The 20,860-nt window shown below is 39.5% G+C and carries 17 protein-coding genes and 2 pseudogenes; 15 read left to right on the top strand and 4 right to left on the bottom strand.

Annotation, left to right across the window (positions count from 1 at the left end):
- The first annotated feature begins 3 nt into the window (after positions 1–3).
- From ileS to FOA33_RS06370, 4 genes and pseudogenes are all read left to right on the top strand, one after another.
- Complete coding sequence (gene ileS / locus FOA33_RS06385) at positions 4–2,796, top strand: isoleucine--tRNA ligase (protein WP_221161028.1); 2,793 nt, start codon at positions 4–6, stop codon at positions 2,794–2,796.
- A 326-nt stretch (positions 2,797–3,122) separates the two neighbouring features.
- On the top strand, positions 3,123–3,503 hold the full coding sequence (locus FOA33_RS06380; protein ID WP_000856379.1) for a hypothetical protein: 381 nt from the start codon (positions 3,123–3,125) through the stop codon (positions 3,501–3,503).
- Between the two features lie 188 nt (positions 3,504–3,691).
- Entirely contained in the window at positions 3,692–4,384 is a 693-nt protein-coding gene (locus FOA33_RS06375) for a phosphoglycerate mutase (protein ID WP_221161027.1), read from the top strand.
- A gap of 167 nt (positions 4,385–4,551) precedes the next feature.
- Positions 4,552–4,956, top strand: a pseudogene (locus FOA33_RS06370) (transposase); the annotation flags it as partial.
- A gap of 325 nt (positions 4,957–5,281) precedes the next feature.
- On the opposite strand, the gene FOA33_RS06365 reads toward FOA33_RS06370, so the two are convergent.
- Both FOA33_RS06365 and FOA33_RS06360 read right to left on the bottom strand, forming a co-directional pair.
- On the bottom strand, positions 5,282–6,592 hold the full coding sequence (locus FOA33_RS06365; RefSeq protein WP_221161026.1) for a sensor histidine kinase: 1,311 nt from the start codon (positions 6,590–6,592) through the stop codon (positions 5,282–5,284).
- Positions 6,593–7,282 carry a response regulator transcription factor gene (locus tag FOA33_RS06360; RefSeq protein ID WP_001106859.1) on the bottom strand — a complete coding sequence of 230 codons (690 nt, stop codon included), beginning with the start codon at positions 7,280–7,282 and terminating at the stop codon, positions 6,593–6,595.
- A gap of 171 nt (positions 7,283–7,453) precedes the next feature.
- On the opposite strand from FOA33_RS06360, the gene FOA33_RS06355 reads away from it, so the two are divergent.
- From FOA33_RS06355 to FOA33_RS06345, 3 genes are read left to right on the top strand one after another with little or no spacing between them, the layout of a single operon-like run.
- A complete protein-coding gene (locus FOA33_RS06355) occupies positions 7,454–8,362 on the top strand; it encodes an ABC transporter ATP-binding protein (RefSeq protein WP_008809655.1) in 909 nt (302 codons plus the stop codon).
- A complete protein-coding gene (locus tag FOA33_RS06350) occupies positions 8,362–9,102 on the top strand; it encodes an ABC transporter permease (protein ID WP_213988160.1) in 741 nt (246 codons plus the stop codon). The genes FOA33_RS06355 and FOA33_RS06350 overlap by 1 nt, the downstream gene beginning before the upstream one ends.
- Positions 9,099–9,827 (top strand): ABC transporter permease, encoded by a 729-nt coding sequence (locus FOA33_RS06345; RefSeq protein ID WP_213988159.1) that lies wholly within the window; start codon positions 9,099–9,101, stop codon positions 9,825–9,827. Before FOA33_RS06350 ends, FOA33_RS06345 begins: the two co-directional genes overlap by 4 nt.
- Positions 9,828–9,942: 115 nt before the next feature.
- On the opposite strand, the pseudogene FOA33_RS06340 reads toward FOA33_RS06345, so the two are convergent.
- Positions 9,943–11,175: pseudogene (locus tag FOA33_RS06340) on the bottom strand (ISL3 family transposase).
- 142 nt (positions 11,176–11,317) lie between these two features.
- On the opposite strand from FOA33_RS06340, the gene FOA33_RS06335 reads away from it, so the two are divergent.
- The 8 genes from FOA33_RS06335 (at position 11,318) to FOA33_RS06300 (ending at position 20,031) form a co-directional block, all read left to right on the top strand.
- The gene (locus tag FOA33_RS06335) at positions 11,318–12,019 is read left to right on the top strand and encodes an ABC transporter ATP-binding protein (protein WP_221161025.1); all 702 of its coding nucleotides are present in this window, start codon (positions 11,318–11,320) and stop codon (positions 12,017–12,019) included.
- Entirely contained in the window at positions 12,015–14,723 is a 2,709-nt protein-coding gene (locus tag FOA33_RS06330; protein WP_221161287.1) for an FtsX-like permease family protein, read from the top strand. The genes FOA33_RS06335 and FOA33_RS06330 overlap by 5 nt, the downstream gene beginning before the upstream one ends.
- Before the next feature lie 144 nt (positions 14,724–14,867).
- The gene (rpsO, locus tag FOA33_RS06325; RefSeq protein ID WP_001018251.1) at positions 14,868–15,137 is read left to right on the top strand and encodes a 30S ribosomal protein S15; all 270 of its coding nucleotides are present in this window, start codon (positions 14,868–14,870) and stop codon (positions 15,135–15,137) included.
- Between the two features lie 541 nt (positions 15,138–15,678).
- Entirely contained in the window at positions 15,679–16,290 is a 612-nt protein-coding gene (locus tag FOA33_RS06320; RefSeq protein ID WP_221161024.1) for a CadD family cadmium resistance transporter, read from the top strand.
- 234 nt (positions 16,291–16,524) lie between these two features.
- A complete protein-coding gene (locus tag FOA33_RS06315) occupies positions 16,525–17,571 on the top strand; it encodes a FecCD family ABC transporter permease (RefSeq protein WP_221161023.1) in 1,047 nt (348 codons plus the stop codon).
- A 1-nt stretch (position 17,572) separates the two neighbouring features.
- Entirely contained in the window at positions 17,573–18,328 is a 756-nt protein-coding gene (locus tag FOA33_RS06310; protein ID WP_221161022.1) for an ABC transporter ATP-binding protein, read from the top strand.
- Between the two features lie 19 nt (positions 18,329–18,347).
- Positions 18,348–19,358 (top strand): ABC transporter substrate-binding protein, encoded by a 1,011-nt coding sequence (locus FOA33_RS06305; RefSeq protein WP_221161021.1) that lies wholly within the window; start codon positions 18,348–18,350, stop codon positions 19,356–19,358.
- A complete protein-coding gene (locus FOA33_RS06300) occupies positions 19,339–20,031 on the top strand; it encodes an alpha/beta hydrolase-fold protein (RefSeq protein ID WP_221161020.1) in 693 nt (230 codons plus the stop codon). The genes FOA33_RS06305 and FOA33_RS06300 overlap by 20 nt, the downstream gene beginning before the upstream one ends.
- Positions 20,032–20,073: 42 nt before the next feature.
- On the opposite strand, the gene FOA33_RS06295 is transcribed toward FOA33_RS06300, so the two are convergent.
- Entirely contained in the window at positions 20,074–20,823 is a 750-nt protein-coding gene (locus FOA33_RS06295; protein ID WP_221161019.1) for a lysophospholipid acyltransferase family protein, read from the bottom strand.
- Positions 20,824–20,860 lie beyond the last annotated feature (37 nt).

Below are 20,860 nucleotides of genomic sequence, written 5' to 3'. Positions count from 1 at the left end.
ACCATGAAACTCAAAGATACCCTTAACCTTGGGAAAACAGCTTTCCCAATGCGTGCAGGACTTCCTACCAAAGAGCCAGTTTGGCAAAAGGAATGGGAAGATGCAAAACTTTACCAACGTCGTCAAGAATTGAACCAAGGAAAACCACATTTCACCTTGCATGATGGACCTCCGTATGCAAACGGAAATATCCACGTTGGACATGCCATGAACAAGATTTCCAAAGATATTATTGTTCGTTCTAAGTCTATGTCAGGATTTTACGCTCCTTATATTCCTGGTTGGGATACACATGGTTTGCCAATCGAGCAAGTCTTGGCAAAACAAGGCGTGAAACGTAAAGAAATGGACTTGGTTGAGTACTTGAAACTTTGCCGTGACTATGCTCTTTCTCAAGTAGATAAACAACGAGAAGACTTTAAACGTTTGGGTGTTTCTGGTGACTGGGAAAATCCTTATGTGACCTTGACTCCAGACTATGAAGCGGCTCAAATCCGTGTCTTCGGTGAAATGGCTAAGAAAGGCTACATCTACCGTGGTGCCAAGCCGGTTTACTGGTCATGGTCATCTGAGTCAGCTCTTGCAGAAGCAGAAATTGAATACCATGACTTGCTTTCAACTTCCCTTTACTATGCTAACCGCGTCAAAGATGGCAAAGGTGTCCTAGATACAGATACTTATATCGTCGTATGGACAACTACACCATTTACTATCACAGCATCTCGTGGTTTGACAGTTGGAGCAGATATTGATTATGTATTGGTACAACCAGCTGGCGAATCTCGTAAGTTTGTGGTTGCTTCAGAATTACTGAATAGTCTTTCTGAGAAATTTGGCTGGGCTGATGTTCAGGTCTTGGCGACCTACCGTGGTCAAGAATTGAATAAAATTGTGACAGCTCACCCATGGGATACGGCTGTAGATGAGTTGGTGATCCTCGGTGACCACGTTACGACTGACTCTGGTACTGGTATCGTCCATACAGCTCCTGGTTTTGGTGAGGACGACTACAATGTCGGTGTTGCTAACGGCCTTGAAGTTGCTGTAACAGTTAACGAACGCGGTATTATGATGGCCAATGCTGGCTCTGACTTTGAAGGTCAATTTTATGACAAGGTTGTACCAACTGTTATCGAAAAACTGGGCGATTTGCTCCTTGCTCAAGAAGAAATCTCCCACTCATACCCATTTGACTGGCGTACGAAAAAACCAATCATCTGGCGTGCAGTACCACAATGGTTTGCCTCTGTATCTAAATTCCGCCAAGAAATCTTGGATGAAATTGAAAAAGTGAAATTCCACTCAGAATGGGGTAAAGTTCGTCTTTACAACATGATTCGTGACCGTGGCGACTGGGTTATCTCTCGTCAACGTGCTTGGGGTGTTCCACTTCCAATCTTCTATGCTGAAGATGGTACAGCAATCATGACAGCTGAAACGATCGAGCACGTGGCTCAACTCTTTGAGGAACACGGTTCTATCATCTGGTGGGAGTGTAATGCTAAGGATCTCTTGCCGGAAGGATTCACCCATCCAGGTTCACCAAATGGCGAGTTCAAGAAAGAAACAGATATCATGGACGTTTGGTTTGATTCAGGTTCATCATGGAATGGGGTTGTAGTAAACCGTCCAGAATTGACTTACCCAGCAGACCTTTATCTTGAGGGTTCTGACCAGTATCGTGGTTGGTTCAACTCTTCACTCATCACATCTGTTGCCAACCATGGCGTAGCGCCATACAAACAAATCTTATCACAAGGATTTGCCCTTGACGGTAAGGGCGAAAAGATGTCTAAATCCCTTGGGAATACCATTGCTCCAAGTGATGTTGAAAAGCAATTTGGTGCGGAAATCTTGCGTCTCTGGGTAACAAGTGTGGACTCAAGCAACGACGTGCGTATCTCTATGGATATCTTGAGCCAAGTCTCTGAAACTTACCGTAAGATCCGTAACACTCTTCGTTTCTTGATTGCTAACACTTCTGACTTTAACCCAGTTCAAGACGTAGTAGCTTACGATGAGCTTCGTTCCGTTGATAAGTACATGACCACTCGCTTTAACCAGCTTGTGAAGACCATTCGTGATGCCTATGCTGACTTTGAATTCTTGACAATCTATAAGGCCTTGGTGAACTTTATTAACGTTGATTTGTCTGCCTTCTACCTTGACTTCGCCAAAGACGTTGTTTACATCGAAGGTGCCAAATCACTGGAACGTCGTCAAATGCAGACTGTCTTCTATGACATTCTTGTCAAAATCACAAAACTCTTGACTCCAATTCTTCCTCATACTGCGGAAGAAATCTGGTCATATCTTGAGTTTGAAGCTGAAGACTTCGTTCAATTGTCAGAATTACCAGAAGCTCAAACCTTTGCTAATCAGGAAGAAATCTTGGATACTTGGGCAGCCTTCATGGACTTCCGCGGACAAGCTCAAAAAGCCTTGGAAGAAGCTCGTAATGCAAAAGTAATCGGTAAATCACTTGAAGCTCACTTGACAGTTTATCCAAACGAAGTTGTGAAAACTTTGCTTGAAGCAGTAAACAGCAATGTAGCTCAACTTTTGATCGTGTCAGAATTGACCATTGCAGAAGGACCAGCTCCAGAAGCTGCTGTTAGCTTCGAAGATGTAGCCTTTACAGTTGAACGCGCTGCAGGTGAAGTATGTGACCGTTGCCGTCGTATCGACCCAACAACAGCAGAACGCAGCTACCACGCAGTCATCTGTGACCACTGTGCAAGCATCGTAGAAGAAAACTTTGCGGATGCAGTCGCAGAAGGATTTGAAGCGAAATAATCAGAATAGACTGAGAAAGGTCGCTAAAATCATAAAAACGCATAATATCAAGAGTTCAAGTACCTTGATATTATGCGTTTTATCATGGGGAAATTTACTAGTCCATTTACTCCAATGAAGTTCTTTCTAGCCTGTCCGTGTAGATAATTAACATAATCAACTATTCAGTTTTCTCATAATTTTATATTTCTACTAATTATAAAGAGACTATAGAACTTAAAATTATTTTTTGAAAATCAATATTTATTATAAAATTTTATAAGATTGTTTAATTTTTAGAGAAATTATGATAGAATAATACCTATAAAAATTTTAAGGAGATTATTATGAAAACAAATACACTTGCTCGTGTTAACGCTATTTTTGGTCTTATTTCAGGAATTGTATTGCTTTTAGCGCCAGTCATCATGTTTATCATGGCTGTTGGAGCTGCTGCGGCAACTGAAGACGCAGATGTAACAGTTGGGACATTGACAGGGCTCTCAATTATTTTGTCATTGGTTAAAATTGCTGTTTTAGTGTTGGGAATTGTGGCTATTGTTTATTATAAAGATGATGAACGTGTTACGAATGCACCTTCTGTTTTGCTCATTGTAGGTGGTGCGGTCGGCTTGATTCCATTTTTGGGATGGGTAGGTGGAATTCTAACCATTATTGGTGGTTCACTTTACTTTGGAACATTGAAAAAATTTGTAATTGAAGAGTAGTAGTTTTCCAATTATTTTTTGGGGACTATTTCATCCTCTATCGAGAACAATTATGATAGTGCGATAAAGAGAAGACTGCTAAGCTCTTCTCTTTTTAGTTGATTTTAACTAGCTTTTTTGTGAAAAATTGTGTAAAATAGAATAGATAAACGAGGGAAACCTCGAAAAATAAAAGGAGAATCCATCTAATGGTAAAATTGGTTTTTGCTCGCCACGGTGAGTCTGAATGGAACAAAGCTAACCTTTTCACTGGTTGGGCTGATGTTGATTTGTCTGATAAAGGAACACAACAAGCGATTGACGCTGGTAAATTGATCAAGGAAGCTGGTATCGAATTTGACCAAGCTTACACTTCAGTATTGAAACGTGCGATCAAAACAACAAATTTGGCTCTTGAAGCTGCTGACCAATTGTGGGTTCCAGTTGAAAAATCATGGCGCTTGAACGAACGTCACTACGGTGGTTTGACTGGTAAAAACAAAGCTGAAGCTGCTGAACAATTTGGTGATGAGCAAGTTCATATCTGGCGCCGTTCATACGATGTATTGCCTCCTGCAATGCCTCATGATGACGAATACTCAGCTCACACTGACCGTCGTTACGCTTCACTTGACGACTCAGTCATTCCAGATGCTGAAAACTTGAAAGTGACTTTGGAACGTGCCCTTCCATTCTGGGAAGATAAAATCGCTCCAACGCTTAAAGATGGTAAAAACGTATTCGTAGGTGCTCACGGTAACTCAATCCGTGCCCTTGTAAAACACATCAAACACTTGTCAGATGATGAAATCATGGGTGTAGAAATCCCTAACTTCCCACCATTGGTATTCGAATTCGACGAAAAATTGAACGTCGTAAAAGAATACTACCTTGGAAAATAATCTATAAACAGAAAGCCTAGGATTCCTAGGCTTTTTGTTTTTGCTTCTGGTTTCCAACTAGTTGAAAAAACGTTATAAATGATAGTAAAGAGTTACTTAATTGTAAGAAAGAGAGAAAGACGATGGCTTACAGGCTCTTTGTCAACTGTAGTGGGTTGATGAAAAGGGCTAGTAAGGTGAAACGATCTAATCGAGTGGTTATTCTAGGGTAATTAAAAACGATTTATCGTGCTGAAAATTTAGAAATGGCAGTACAAGCTTTAGAGAACTTTATCGCTGAATGGAAGCCAAAGTATAGGAAAGTCATAGAAAGTCTGGAGAATACGGATAATCTTTTAACTTTTTTCTAGTTTCCCTACCAAATTTGGCACAGCATTTATTCGACAAAGCTCATTGAGTCTCTCAACAAAGAAATTAAACGTCAAACGAAAAAGAAGGTTCTTTTTCCTAACGAAGAAGCCCTGGACCGTTACTTAGTTACTTTGTTTGAAGATTATAATTTCAAGCAAAGTCAACGAATCCATAAAGGGTTTGGTCAATGTTCTGACACACTTGAAAGCTTATTTGATTAGCACTCCATAACTCTACTTGAGTGTTTACACATAATTATTGACAGTATCTAAAGCGTTTTTAGTGTAATTCGTATATAGTTGTTGACAAAACATTTTAACAGTAAAAGAGTGCAACTTTATTTGTTCACTCTTTTTTTGCGTATAACAGAAAAATTTTTGATAAATAGAATAGTATTGCTACTTATTTATCAAAAATTTACGATGATTAGACGAAAGAATACTTTGCCCCAAAAATAGCATTTAGAAATATTTAGAAGATAAATAATATGTCGCAATGCTCCAAATGGTTAGTTTTCTAAGTGTAAGCTTGTTCTTAGGCAGGCTATTATTCCTTTACTAAAGGTAAAGAAATGGTGACTTTTAAGCCTGGATGATTGTCTAAAAAAACAATTTCACCTTGATGTAATTTAATAATTTGTTTGGTGATAACTGTTCCCATACCATGTGATTCATAATTAGTTGATTTTTGATTTAGCTCAGTAATTTTTTGAGCTGTAATATCTCCTTGATCCGCAATGACGATGAGCACTTTATTATCAGATAATTGATAAGTCAGATCAATCTGGTTAGAGCCGCTGTGCATAATACTATTAAGCAAGAGATTTCTAAAAGCTCTTGCTAATAAAGTTACCTCTCCTTTTACCAACACTGTCTCGGCAGGCAAATCAAAATGAAGTGCAATTGTTTCATAATTATTCAATATATCGGCAATTACTGTTCGTAGGACAGCAACCAAATCAAGATTGGAAAATTCGGAGTGACGCTTTTGGTTATCCAATAAGTAGCTCATATTGAGATTAGAAATCATTTCTTTCATAGTTTGAATCTGATTTTCAATTTCCTCTGTCTGCTTTCCTTTGCCATATTGCTGCTCTAACTGACTGTTATAACCTGATATGAGCATAAGAGGATTGCGTAAATCATGACTGACCCCTCTAATCCATTGCTCTTTCATCGTGTTGCTTTCTTCCAAAATATGAGATGTTTCATTGAGAGCCGTCTTAATTTCAGAGAAATTTCCCTTTTCTTTAAGAACGACATTTTGACCTTGAGATAAAGAAGTGACAGCAGTAATAATCGGCTCCATCTCCTTTTTAATACGCAACTTTGATCGGCTCAAAAGAATAAAAATAAGTAAAAGAATAATACCCAAGAAAACAAGTCCCAAACTGAGAAAATTCCTAATAAATTGCGTATTAGCATAGAAATTAAATTTTGCTAAGGAATGCTTTTTAGGATAGCCCAAAACTAAAATTTGCTGACCACGTACATAGGAGAAAACAGGGTAATCTTCTAAATACCAGCGCGAAAATTTCACTATATCAGCATTGGTATAATGTCTTTTGAGCTGTTGAGGTAAACGATAAGATTGGACAATATTGCCATCTTGATTCAGTACCATAGCCCAAGTATTTTGTTTATCCATTTCAATTTTGCTGCTTTTATCAAAATTGAAATTATTCTCTTGACTCGATTGAGCGATTTTAGTGTAAAGTAGTTCCGGTTTTTCCTTTCCATATAAACTAAAATAGGCTGAGAAAACCAAACCATAAACAAAAACAAGTCCTATGATTAAAGCCAAGATTAATAGAACATACCTGGTTAATAACTTAGTAAAAAATTTAACGGTATCCATTTAATTCACCTTTAGTTTGTAACCCAAACCTTTAACCGTTATTAAGCTTTCTGGTTTAGAAGGATTGGCTTCGATCTTTTGTCGAATCTTACGAATATGAGCCATTAGGGTATTATCATAGCCTTGGTATTGTAAGCCCCAGACTTTTTCTAAGAGTTGGTCAAAAGTGACAATGCGATTCTTATTATCATATAAGACCTTAAGAATACTGTATTCCTTAGCTGTCAGCTGAATCTCTAGTTTTCCTTTGGTAATCAAGGCTTGGCTAAAATGCACCTGGCAAGCAGGCAAAACAAGGGTATCTTCCTTTTCGGGATAGGCTCTTTTTAAGATGGAAAGAATACGCAACTCCAAATCTCTTGGACGGAAAGGCTTGATAATATAGTCATCTGCCCCTAACTCAAAGCCCTGATATTGTTTTTCTATATCGGAGATTGCCGACAAAAACAAAACAGGAACCATTGAAGTCTTACGGATGCCCTTTAAAACTTCAAATCCTGATCCTTCAGGCAGCATAATGTCTAAAATAACTAAATCAAAAGATTTTTCTTCAAATTGCTCCAAAGCTTCTTTTTGTGATTGTACACTTGTTAGATTGCTAAACCCAGCAATGCTCAATGATTCTTGCACTATTTCTAAAATTTCGGGGTTATCGTCTAAAATTAAGATCTTCTTTTCTTTATAATTCATACTATTACCTCAACAAGACTAGTATAACACATTGCTTCCTTGGTCAAGGACTTTAAAGTAAAAATTAAGGAAGAATTAAGGTAATGAACAGGTTAAAATAAAGGAGGTTCATTATAATGAAAATAGCGAAAGGATATAACATCACTATAAGATTTTTAAAGGAGAAAACAAATGAACAATTATATCGTTGAAACCAACCAATTAAGTAAGGATTTTTCAGGTGAAGTAGCCGTTAATCAGCTCTCTATTCATATTAGAAAAAATGAAATTTATGGTTTTTTAGGACCAAATGGTGCTGGTAAGAGTACTGCTATGAAAATGCTTTTAGGATTGTTGCAACCAAGCCACGGTTCCATTAAGCTCTTTGGCAAAACCTTTAATAGCAATCAAATATCACTCCTCTCAAATGTAGGTTCCCTCATTGAAGAGCCCTCTTACTATGCTAATTTGACCGGTTATGAAAATCTTGAAATTATCCAAAAATTGCTTAAATTACCAAAAAGAAATATTGATGAAGTCTTAAAGATTGTCAGACTTTTCGATCAAAAAGACAAGCTAGTTAAAAATTATTCACTAGGCATGAAACAACGTTTAGGAATTGCGTTAGCTATTGTTAAATTTCCTAAATTACTGATTTTGGATGAGCCAACTAATGGTTTAGACCCTGCCGGTATTCAAGAAATTCGTGAGCTTATCAAGTCTTTACCACAAAAATACGATATGACTATCATCGTTTCTAGCCATATTCTTTCAGAAATTGAACAGATGGCTACAACTGTTGGCATTATCAATCATGGTCAATTACTTTTTGAAGGCCACCTATCTGACCTTGAAGAAGATGAAAAATATCTGTTTGAGACCAGTGATGATGTAACTGCTAAAAGAATACTAATGTTCAATGGTTTTAATTTGGATGATGACCCAAAATTGATTATCAACGATAACAATAAAGTTAATATAGCCACTGCTATTCGACTCTTAGTTGAAAATAATGTTGATATTTATCAAGTTCGTATGATTCGTCGATCGCTGGAAGATGTTTTCCTTGATATGACAGGACGGGAAGGAAGTGTTTTGTAATGCTAAATTTACAATTAGAATTTATCAAATTAAAAAGACGTTCTTTCTTGCTATCTTTGATTGCTATTGTAGCAGTGGGCTTGATTTGGAGTGGCGTTGTTATCAAATATGAATTACCTAAAACACATGAGGCCTATAATGCCATTTATACCATGACTTACTTGAATGATGTTATTTTGCCACTTTTCATTGCAGTTTTAGCGTCTAGACTACTGGAATTGGAACATCTAGGCAAAACTTTTAAACTCTTGCAAACCAGTAACGAAAGCCCTTGGCAACTTTTTAAGGCTAAATTGACTGTGATGGCTATTTTTGCCTTTGTTGTCAGTTTGATTCAAACGCTTTTTCTGAAATTTATTATTCAAGGCATGCAGGTCAGTGTGACACCCGTTTCATTGAGTCTCTTTTTGTTCACAACTTTTTTGGTTTGTCTCTTTCTGTCTTGTTTACATCTTTGCTTAGCTTTTATCTATCCAAAGCCAAGTGTGACAGTGGTAACAGGCTTAATTGGTTCCTTCCTGTCATTTGTAGGTATCGGCGCGTTACCATTTCCTATTCGTATTTTCATTCCTTGGCAATATTTCTCTATGATGGGAATCGCTAAACGGGTGGCTGGAACTAACACTTATCTTTTTCAATATGATAATTCTTATCCCTTTAAATTAGTCACATTATTGCTTATCATTTTTTTAAGCATCTTTGTCAGTAAAAAACTCATTGGAAAGGCGGATCTATTATGATTATTTTTGAATTTAAAAAAATCAAAAAAAGTGCTATTCCGATAACGCTAATCTTCTTTAACCTTATTGGGTCCTTATTGGGAGCAATGATTTACGCTCTCAATCGAGAGGTGCTCCTAGATGGTACACAAGCTCACGTCCTTTGGGGACAAACAGTTTTCTATTCCTCGCAGATATTTACTCCTATTCTGATCGGGATTATCTGTTCCATCAGTTGTCAATTCGAGGAAAGCAATAAAAACTGGCAGCGCTTATTAAGCATTCCAGTTAAAGCCAATCGTATCGTTTTATCAAAAATCACCAGCTTGTCACTAGTCATGGCTATTAGTCAACTGATAGTTCTTCTCTTTTATATTATTAGCGCTTTGGTTTTGAAGGTACCTTTTGCAAATTATCTACTGGACTTTTTGCTTTGGTCTATCACAGGTTGGCTAGCAACCATTACTATTGTCACCATTCAAATTTTTCTTAGTATTCGCTTAAAAAATTTCGCAGTGCCTATTCTTATATCAGCTATTTTGGCTATGGCAGGACTTATGACCCTCTTTATTGGACAAGGTCTTTTTAGAATTTTCCCTTATGCTCAGATTGCTGTTGGTGATCGAGCTCGTTCCTTAGTCCCTTTTACCTTATCTGAATTTATCCTTTTCTTAGTTGTCAATGGTGCTTATATTTTTATCTTCTATACTTTAGCAGTTAGACAGCTTAAAAAGAGATTTATTTAATCTCATTTATAGTAAAAAACAAGAAGAAAGCGAAGATTTATCGTAATTGTTATACAATTAATGATCAGCAAATAAACAGTGGGCTCATTGTCAACTGTAGTGGGTTGATGAAAAGTTACAACCTGGAGAGGACCAAATTGGTTCTCTCCTTTTTGATGTTCAAAGCAATGAGAATTCTAGTTTTAAAGTTGTCAAAGTTCCGGAAGCCAAAAGCATTTCGCTTGATGACTTTGATAAGGTTATTGGTAGCCTCTAGTTTTGCGTTTGAGTAGGGAAGTTCCAGTGCATTCATGATCTTGTCTTTATCTTTCGAAAAGGTCTTGAAAACAGTTTGAAAAATAGGATTTACAGAAGAAATTGTTTCTTCAATAAGACTAAAGAAATGTTCCGTTCGTTTCTCTTGAAAATGAAAGAGTAGGAGTTGATAGAGATTATAGTGCTCTCCAAGTTCTTGAGAGTAGGCAAGTATCTTTTCTAGAACCTCTTTATTGGTCAAGTGTGACCGAAAAGTCGGTCGATAAAATCGTTTATCACTGAGTTTACGGCTATCCTTTTGAATGAGTTTCCAGTAACGTTTCAGTGCTTTATATTCGTGCGATCTCCGATCAAACTGATTCATAATTTGTATGCGTACGCGATTCATTGCTCGATTGAGATGCTGGACAATATGAAAGCGGTCGAGAACGATTTTTGCATTTGGAAAAAGTTTTCTAGCCATATCGTAGTAGGGACTAAACATGTCCATGATAATGACTTTCACACGACTTCTCACCTGTCTAGAATAACGAAGGAAATGATTGCGAATAGTTGCTTGAGTCCGTCCATTATCGTAGTCCTGTGCAATAAAGCTCATCTTACCTTTCTTGAAGCTGTACTCATCCCAGCTCATGTGTTCTGGAAGGTGGTTAAGATCAGACTTGACCTCGAACTCTTTCAATTTACGGATGACTGTCGAAGTAGAGACCGATAAACTTTCGGCGATAGCAGTCATAGGGACTTTCTCGATTAATTTTTGAGTGATTTTCTGGTTGACGATCGTTGAGATTTGGTGGTTCTTTTTGACTAAGGAAGTCTCTGCGACAGCTATTTTTCCGCATACTTTACAACGAAAACGGCGTTTTCTCAATCAAATAAGAGTTTTGTAGCCCGCACACTCTAGATAGGGAATTTTAGATTCTTTTTGGAAGTCATATTTAGCCATTTGTCCTTGACAGTCGAGACACTTAGGAGTAGGGTAATCAAGCTTAGCGATGATTTCTTTATGTGTTTCAGCATCCAGATAATCCAAGATTATGATGTTCTTGTCTTTAATTCCGAGTATGTTTGTGATAAAATTTAATTGTTCCATAAGATTCTTTCTAATGAGGGTTTGGTCACTTTTTCATTATAGGTCTTATGGGGCTTTTTTGTTTTTGCTTCTGGTTTCCAACTAGTTGAAAAAGCGTTATAATGATAATAGGAAGTAATTTGTTTGAGAGAAGGTGTGTCTAATGGCTTATATTGAGATGAAACACAGCTACAAGCGTTACCAGGTTGGGGATACGGAGATTGTGGCTAATCGTGATGTGAATTTTGAAATTGAAAAAGGGGAGCTGGTTATCATACTTGGCGCTTCAGGTGCTGGAAAATCAACCGTTCTCAATCTCCTAGGAGGTATGGATACCAATGATGAGGGGGAGATTTGGATTGATGGTGCCAATATTGCCAATTATAGTTCGCACCAACGAACAAACTATCGTCGTGAAGATGTAGGTTTTGTTTTTCAATTTTACAATCTAGTCTCCAATCTGACAGCCAAGGAAAATGTGGAACTGGCTTCAGAAATCGTGACAGATGCCTTGGATCCTGAGCAGGTCTTGACAGATGTAGGTCTGGCTCATCGCCTCAATAACTTTCCAGCCCAGCTTTCTGGAGGGGAGCAACAGCGAGTCTCCATTGCACGCGCTGTAGCCAAAAATCCTAAAATTCTCCTCTGTGATGAACCGACAGGTGCCTTGGATTACCAGACGGGGAAGCAAGTCTTGAAGATTCTCCAAGACATGTCTCGTCAAAAGGGAGCGACGGTGATTATCGTGACCCACAATGGCGCGCTAGCACCTATTGCAGATCGCGTGATTCATATGCGTGATGCTACGGTCAAGAGTATGACAATCAATGAGCATCCGCAGGATATCGATACATTGGAGTATTAGGATGAAAAAAACATATCGGAAAGACCTATTTCAGTCAGTGAGGACTTCAAAAGGACGCTTTGTTTCTATCTTAACCTTGATGATGCTGGGTTCTTTAGCCCTAGTAGGTCTTAAAGTAGCCAGTCCAAACATGGAACGTACGGCAGAAGATTATCTCCGTAAAGCCAATACTCTGGATCTGGCCGTGATAGCTGATTATGGCTTGGACAAAGAAGACCAAGACGAACTAAAGACCATTCAAGGAGCAAGTGTTGAGTTTGGCTATATGGCAGACCTAACAGTTGAAAATAGTGAGGAAGCGGTTCGACTTTATTCCAAACCAGAGAGCATTTCAACCTTCCAAGTGACAGAAGGGCGACTGCCAGAAGCTAATGAGGAAATTGCCTTGGCTGATTTCTGGAAAGACCGCTATCAGATTGGAGAGACCATTACCTTTACTAAGAAAGAAGAAGGGAAGTCCGTCTTAAAATCCCAAACTTTTACAATTACTGGATTTGTTCAGTCGGGTGAAATCCTTTCTAAAAAAGACTTAGGGAGTGCTAGCAGTGGAAATGGAAGCTTGGCTGGCTATGGAGTGATTTTGCCCAGCCAGTTTGATTCAGATGTTTATAGTATTGCGCGTGTGCGCTATGATGATTTAAAAAATTTGGATGCTTTTTCATCAGACTATAAGAGAAAACGAACCCAACATCAGGAAGACTTGCAAGACTTACTTGCCGATAATGGTCAAAAAAGATTGGCAAACATCAAAACAATTGGGCAAAAGAGCCTGGAAGAGGGGAAAGATCGGCTCCAAACTGCTGAAAGCAACCTTGAAAATGGCAGGAGTCAGTTAGAGCAGGCTGAAAGTCGCTTGAAAACGCAAGAAGAACAAGCGACCGCTCTACCAGAACCACAAAAGAGTCAAGCCAAGGGACAGCTGACAAAAGCTAAGGAAGAACTGGCGACAAAAAAAGAAAAACTGGCTCAGACAGAGAGTGATTTAACTAAGGAAAAAGAGAAGCTAGAACAGCGTCAGAAAGATCTTGATGAACTGGCAGAGCCGAAATACCACGTATACAATCGTCAAACCATGCCAGGTGGTCAAGGTTACCTCATGTATAGTAACGCTTCAGCAAGCATTCGTTCAGTCGGGAATATCTTCCCAGTGGTGCTTTATATGGTCGCTGCAATGGTGACCTTTACAACAATGACTCGCTTTGTAGATGAGGAGCGCACCAATGCTGGTATTTTCAAGGCCTTGGGTTACCGCAACCGAGATATTGTTGCCAAGTTTGTCCTCTATGGTTTTCTTGCAGGAACTGTGGGAACCATTATAGGAACACTTCTTGGACATTATCTTCTTGCAGGGGTGATTTCGGATGTTATAACAACTGGGATGGTCGTTGGGAAAAGTCAGGAGTATTTCTATTGGTCTTATAGTCTCCTTGCCCTAGCCTTGAGTTGGGTATCCAGTGTCTTGCCGGCTTATCTGGTGGCGCGAAGGGAACTACACGATGAAGCAGCCCAACTCTTGCTTCCCAAACCTCCCGTTAAGGGAGCAAAGATTTTACTGGAACGCCTGAGCTTTATTTGGAGTCGTCTGAGTTTTACTCATAAGGTTACTGCGCGAAATATTTTCCGATATAAGCAACGGATGTTGATGACCATTTTTGGAGTTGTAGGTTCGGTGGCTCTCCTATTTGCAGGTCTCGGCATTCAGTCATCTGTTGGAGGAGTTGTGGAGCGTCAATTTGAACAAATCCAGCAATACCAGATGATTGTAGCAGAAAAGAGCAGTGCGAGTGAGCAAGAAAAAGCAGATTTAGAAAGTGCCTTGCAAGCTGAATCGATCCATGCTTCTCAAAAGATTTACTCAAAATCCATTGAAAAAGATTTTAAAGGAAAAGCAGGACTTCAAACCATCACCATGATGGTTACTAGTGGAGAAGATTTTAAGCCTTTTATCACATTAGAGGAAAATGGGCAAGAGGTGCAGGTCACTGATGGAGCGGTTGTGAGTCAAAAACTAGCCCAACTAGCAGGTGTTACGGTTGGGGACGAGCTGGAGCTTGATGGGAAGGAAATCAAGGTCGCGGCTATTTCTGAAAACTATGTTGGACACTTTGTTTATCTCAACCGAGCGACTTACGAACAAGTCTATGGAACCAGTCCGCAAGACAATACCTACCTAGTAAAATTAAAAGAGCCAACACCTTCCAATACGGAGAAAGAAGCTGCTACCTTTATGGAAAAAGCTGCTGTTTCTGGGGTCGTCCAAAATGCGACGGCCATCCACCTCTTTGAATCTGTAGCCAATTCTCTCAATAAAACTATGGCAATCCTTGTCCTTGTTTCGGTTTTACTAGCCATTGTCATTCTCTACAATCTCACTAACATCAATGTGGCAGAACGTATCCGCGAACTTTCTACTATCAAGGTTCTCGGTTTCCACAATAAAGAAGTGACCCTCTATATCTACCGTGAGACCATGGTACTATCCCTTGTGGGGATTGCTCTAGGTTTGGTAGCTGGCCACTATTTACATCAATTTTTGATTCAAATGATTTCACCAGCCACCATACTTTTTTATCCACGAGTCAGCTGGGAAGTCTATGCTCTTCCAATCGTCGCAGTGACTGTAATCTTAGCCCTACTGGGCCTCTTTGTCAATCACCACTTGAGAAAGGTGGATATGCTCGAAGCCCTGAAATCAGTAGAGTAATTCACGGTTTTAAACAGTAAATCAGTTGACAAAGTCCCTGCTTATTGGTAGAATAAGAACTGTCGTAAAGACAAATAACTTCTTCTTGGTTACAGGCATGCCAACCTGTCACTCGGATGAAGCCAAATAAAAAGGAGAAACATCATGGCAATCTCAAAAGAGAAAAAAAATGAAATCATCGCACAATATGCACGTCACGAAGGTGATACAGGTTCAGTAGAGGTTCAAGTTGCTGTCCTTACTTGGGAAATCAACCACCTTAACGAACACATCAAACAACACAAAAAAGACCACGCTACTTACCGTGGATTGATGAAGAAAATCGGTCGCCGTCGTAACTTGCTTGCATACTTGCGTAAAAACGACGTTAACCGTTACCGTGAGTTAATCAACTCTCTTGGACTTCGTCGCTAATCTTGCATCTAAAACGTTTCTATACTTCGTTGCCTTCGCCTCGATGTACCATCAGTACAATCTTCGGCTTGTCGCCTAGTTTATAAACGTTTTATCCAGCAAGATTGGAGCTCTCTGATATTCAGAGGGCTTTTTTATTGAGGTTTTATCGGTCACAATTTTGGAGACTACAAAAACAGGAGAAAATCATGAAGCGATTGATTGCTTGTTTTATCGGTCACAATTTTGGAGACTACAAAAACCTCAAATGGTATCAGCTAATTACACCATAAAGGTGCGCAGCTACTCGGCTTGAAAAGTCGAGTAGCTGTCTGCAAGCCCCCCTCGGAGAGCCCACACTTTACGAAGTAAAGTATAGTATGTTATACTTTACATGGAAGTAGTCACTGAATTTCAGTTAGAAATTACTTTGTAACTACGTTTTGAGGAGGAGTAAAATGCTTTCCTACGTTCGAAATTACCCACTAGCGATAGCTAAATTAATGTGTCTGTGCTCTCCTAAAATCTGCTGATTTATTACTGACTAATACAGGAGGTTTTTATGGGACAGACAATCATATCTGCTATTGGTGTTTATATTTCCACCAGTATCGATTATTTAATTATTTTAATTATTTTATTTGCACAGCTATCACAGAATAAACAAAAATGGCATATCTATGCGGGGCAATATCTAGGCACAGGCTTACTTGTAGGGGCGAGTTTAGTTGCTGCTTATGTCGTTAATTTCGTGCCTGAAGAATGGATGGTTGGATTGCTTGGTTTAATCCCTATCTATTTAGGGATTCGCTTTGCAATTGTTGGAGAAGGTGAGGAAGAAGAGGAAGAAATTATTGAAAGATTAGAACAAAGCAAGGCAAATCAACTGTTTTGGACAGTTACATTGCTGACAATTGCGTCTGGCGGAGATAATTTAGGTATCTATATACCTTATTTTGCTTCGTTAGATTGGTCACAGACCCTCGTGGCGTTGCTTGTGTTTGTAATCGGCATAATTATCTTTTGCGAGATTAGTCGGGTGTTATCCTCTATTCCGTTAATATTCGAGACAATTGAAAAATACGAGCGAATCATTGTGCCCATAGTATTCATTCTACTTGGACTATACATCATGTATGAAAATGGTACGATAGAGACTTTTCTGATGGTGTAGATTTTTTTGTTTCACTAGGATTTTAGCCCGAGCTCAAATCAGCTCTCTGATCTCAGAGGGCTTTTTATGTTGTCACTTTACCTCGATATACTCAAGTATAATCTTAGGTTACGATTATTAGCACTGTAAGATCAACTATATTTATTTTTCTTATCTTGTTCCATTGTTGAAAATATGGTATACTTTTTCATGAGAATTTTCTAAATTTTTAAGATTCTATCAAAGGAGGTTTGCATGCTTTCCAAATTTTCTGGAAGCCGACAGGACCTGCAATTTTTGTTACTTTTAGGTATTTTGCTAGCTGTTTTAGGGATTTCCCTCTTTCTAGCAGTTTCTATGGGATCCGTTGCGATTGATCTAGGCGATACCTATCGGATCATTTTGAGCAGGTTGGGTTTTCCTCTTGAGATAGGAGAGGTTTCCAAGTCCACTCTTGCCATTGTATGGAACATGAGATTCCCCCGAGTATTGTTAGGTCTAATAGTAGGGGCTGGTCTTTCTATGTGTGGTAGCGTGATGCAGTCTACAGTGAACAATCCCATCGCAGAGCCTTATGTCTTAGGAATTTCTGCGGGTGCAACTCTAGGGGCAACTTTGAGCATCATTCTTGGTTTAAAATTGGTGATTAGCCTTGGAGCTTTCCTTGGAGCTATTTTGGCAACAATCGCTGTCCTTATCATTGCCTCTATGCAGGGAAGGATGACGACTTCTAGTCTGATTTTATCAGGAACGGTGGTCAACGCTCTCTTTCTGGCATTTTCCAACTTTATTATCTCTGTTGGCGCTAATGCTGATAGTGTGATGACCATTAAGTTTTGGACCATGGGTTCGCTTGCAGGGACTACCTGGTCTGACTTATTCTTGCCAACTATTGTGGTAGGAATAGCCTTTCTATTTTTCGCTACCCAGTATCGTGTTTTCAATGCGATGATGATGGGAGATGAGGCTGCTTTAACTTTGGGAATTCCCTTACGCTTCTATTGGTATCTTTACGTGACCGTTGTGGCTGTACTGACAGCTGTCTTAGTGGCAACTTGTGGGATTATTGGATTTGTCGGTCTGATTACTCCACATTTAGCTCGAGGGTTAGTAGGAACAAATTACAGGAGACTTTTTCCCGTTGCAACCTTGCTGGGTGCTCTCTTTGTCATCTGGGCCGATGTACTCTCCCGTATCATCATTTCAAATGCTGAGTTGTCTATTGGTATTTTCACAGCCTTAGTAGGTGCTCCCTTCTTTATCTACATTGTTGGAGGTAGGCGAAGGGAGGTGAGGGTCTGATATGGACTTGATTTGTCAGGATGTCCACTTTGGACTAGGAGAGAAAAAAATCCTCAAAGGAGTTTCTCTTAAGGTTGAGGGGCATCAATTTCACACGATACTAGGACCAAATGGAAGTGGGAAAACCAGTCTTCTTAAACTCCTCTATCGTCAGGAAAAGGCGGACAAAGGCTTGATAAGACTAGATGGAAAGCCACTGGAGCATTGGTCACTCAAAGAAACAGCCAAGCAAATGGCAGTTGTAACCCAGTTTAATCAATTGCAGTTTGATTGTACAGTTGAGGAAATCGTCTTGCTGGGAAGAACTCCCCACCTCTCTTTTTTACAGAAGGAAAAGGAAAGGGATTATGCCCTCGTTCAAGATGCTCTCGTCAAGGTGGATATGCTTGAGAAGAAAACTCGTCTCTATTCGTCTCTGTCAGGGGGAGAGAAACAACGAGTCTTATTAGCCCGCGTCTTGGCGCAAGAACCGACTCTCTTGCTCCTGGATGAACCTACCAATCACCTGGATATCAAGTATCAGCTAGACTTGTTGGCCATTGTGAAGAATCTCAATATCAATGTTCTAGCTGTCCTACATGATATTCAACTTGCTTGTCGCTATTCGGATTATCTCTATCTGATGAAAGAGGGAGAAATCCTTTACCAAGGGACTCCAAAAGAGACCATCACCCCTGAGTCATTGCAAACTGTATACGGAGTTCAAAGTCAGGTTACTTGGACCGAGGATCAGCAAGCTATGATTCACTATTTATAAGAATGAAAAGGAAAACAAGATGAAAAAAACACTAAGCATTTTACTCGTAACAGTAGCTACCCTAACCATGGCGGCTTGTGGAAATACTACTACAGAAAAAACTACCACACAGTCTAGCACAGAAACAAGTCAAAAAGCCAGCACAGAGACGACTTATCCGTTAACGGTCAAGACCTATGATGCTAAGGGAAATGAAGTCGAACAAGTCTTTGACAAGGCACCTGAAAAAGTTATCACCAACAATCTGTCAACCACTGAAATCTTATTGGAGTTAGGCTTGAAGGATAAAATTGCTGGCATGCTCAACCCTGATAATGCTGTGACGGACAAATACAAGGACGCGATTGCGACTATTCCTCAAATCGGTGATAAAAAAACAGTCTCACAAGAGACAGTCCTTTCTTATGAACCGGACGCAGTAATGGGTCGAAACATGATGTTTTCTGAAAAATCCTTGGGAACAGTTAGCACTTGGAATGAAAACAAAATCCCAGTCTATACACAAAAAGCTTCTCTCTCAACGATTCAGCAAGATTTGGGAAATATTGTAGAAGACGTTAAAAATCTGGGGATGATTTTTAATGTTCGGGACAAGGCTAATGAATACGCAGCCCAATTACAAGCTAAAATTGAGGCTGTTAAGAAGGCAAATCCAACAATCCAAGGTGAAAAGAAAAAGGCTTTGATTATGGTTGCCTATAATGATGAAACCTTTGGTGCATACAAGTCTGCTTTGCAAGAAAGCTTGTTGAATCAACTTGGTTATACAAACGTTGCAACGGGAACATCAGGCTTGACCTTGGAAAATCTCGTGTCAATGAATCCTGAATTGATTATCTATGTAACCAGCGACCGCAATAAAAAATTGGATGCCAACGCAGTAGAGTTGATGAAGAAAAATGCTGTTTTGGAAAATGTTCCTGCAATTAAGAATCAAAAAATCATGACTATCTCTTACGATGAGTTGATGGATTATGGTCCAGCAGTGATTGATTCCCTTGAGAAAATCAATGACTTTATCAATAAATAATGAGTTTGATTGGGAAGGGATCCAAGTCAAGGTCAGCCTTCCTTCGACCTATGATCCGAACCAAACCTATCCAGCGATTCTCTTGAATGATGGAAACTTGGATTTCCTCTCTTCCCTTTCAGAATCTGTGATTTTAGTGGGCTTGACCTCTAAAAATCGCCTAGACGATTACACTCCATGGAAGGCAGCTGCTCTGAGAGATAGGGCTCCAGATTTTGGCGGTCAGGCAAATGCCTATCATGGTCATTTATTTGGAGATCTTTTAGATAAGTTGCGATCTCTTTATCGCCTGGACGAAGATCGCCTTGCCTATGGAGGATACTCATTAGGTGGACTGGCGGCAGTCTACAGTCTATTCAGCTTTGACAAGGTCTCCTGTATCTTCTCTATCTGCGGTTCCTTTTGGTTTCCTGATTTTACGACTTATTGCAAGGATGAAAGGGTGAAAAATTTAGATTGTTTGCTGTATTTACAGAATGGTCAAACAGAAGGAGTTCATCATACCAATCGCTTGGCTCAAGCACCAGCCTATGCTGAGCAGCTCCATACTAGTCTTCAGAAACGTTATCCGTCCGGTCAGTTTGTCTTTGATCCTTATGGGCATCATGAGCAAGTGGCTGAGCGATTTCTAGTCTTTTCCAGCTGGTTGGCCCAAAAATGGAAAATCGAATAAAAGAATTATCCCTTGGTAAAAGCCAAGGGATAATTCTATTTTTTAACCAAGAGCCTCTCTCTTCTTATCTGGATTCCAGATAAAGCTTGCGATGAAGGTAAAGATAATCGTTAGGATACCAACAATCACAGCAAGGATGAGGGCTGGGATGCGGACAAACCACCAGAGTGGGTTTGGTTTTTTATCGTTGTGCAATTGCTTGGTTTCTTGGTCCAAACGTTGGAATTCTGCTTGGATACGGTCTGCAACCATTTCAATCCCTTCATCATTCATTTTCTTGATGTCTGAGATATCGATAGGATTTCCAAAGTTCATATCCACACGTTCACGGCTGACTAAGCCTTTCAAGGTCATGGGACCGGTATAGGTAACAGGCATGATGCGAACCTTAGCCATTTTGGCAATCAAGGCAACTCCACCCTTGACATCATTTGAGTGACGGCTCCCACTTGGAAACATGATGAGAGAGCGGTCGCTTTTTTTGAGGACATTGATAGGGTACTTGATGGCAGAGGCGTTAGGTTTTTCCCGGTCGATAGGAAAGGCGCCACACATACGGATCCACCAGCCAAAGATGCGGTTGTTAAACAGCTCTTTTTTGGCCATAAAGATGAACTGTTTTGGCTTGGTCGCAAAGGCCATGTAAACAGGATCCCACCAGGTACGGTGAGGTGCGACGAGGATATAGTTTTCTTCTCGGCTAGGGATTTTATCAGTATTGTGATAGTGGGCATTACCATTGATGGACCACAAGATTAGCATGACTAGTCCACGCAAATAAGTATAAAACATGAGATCTCCTTCGATTGTATTGCTTTTATTATTATAC

This window comes from Streptococcus cristatus (genome assembly GCF_019685515.1).
In the GTDB taxonomy this organism is placed as follows: domain Bacteria; phylum Bacillota; class Bacilli; order Lactobacillales; family Streptococcaceae; genus Streptococcus.
This window is presented reverse-complemented; position numbering and strand designations above follow the sequence as displayed.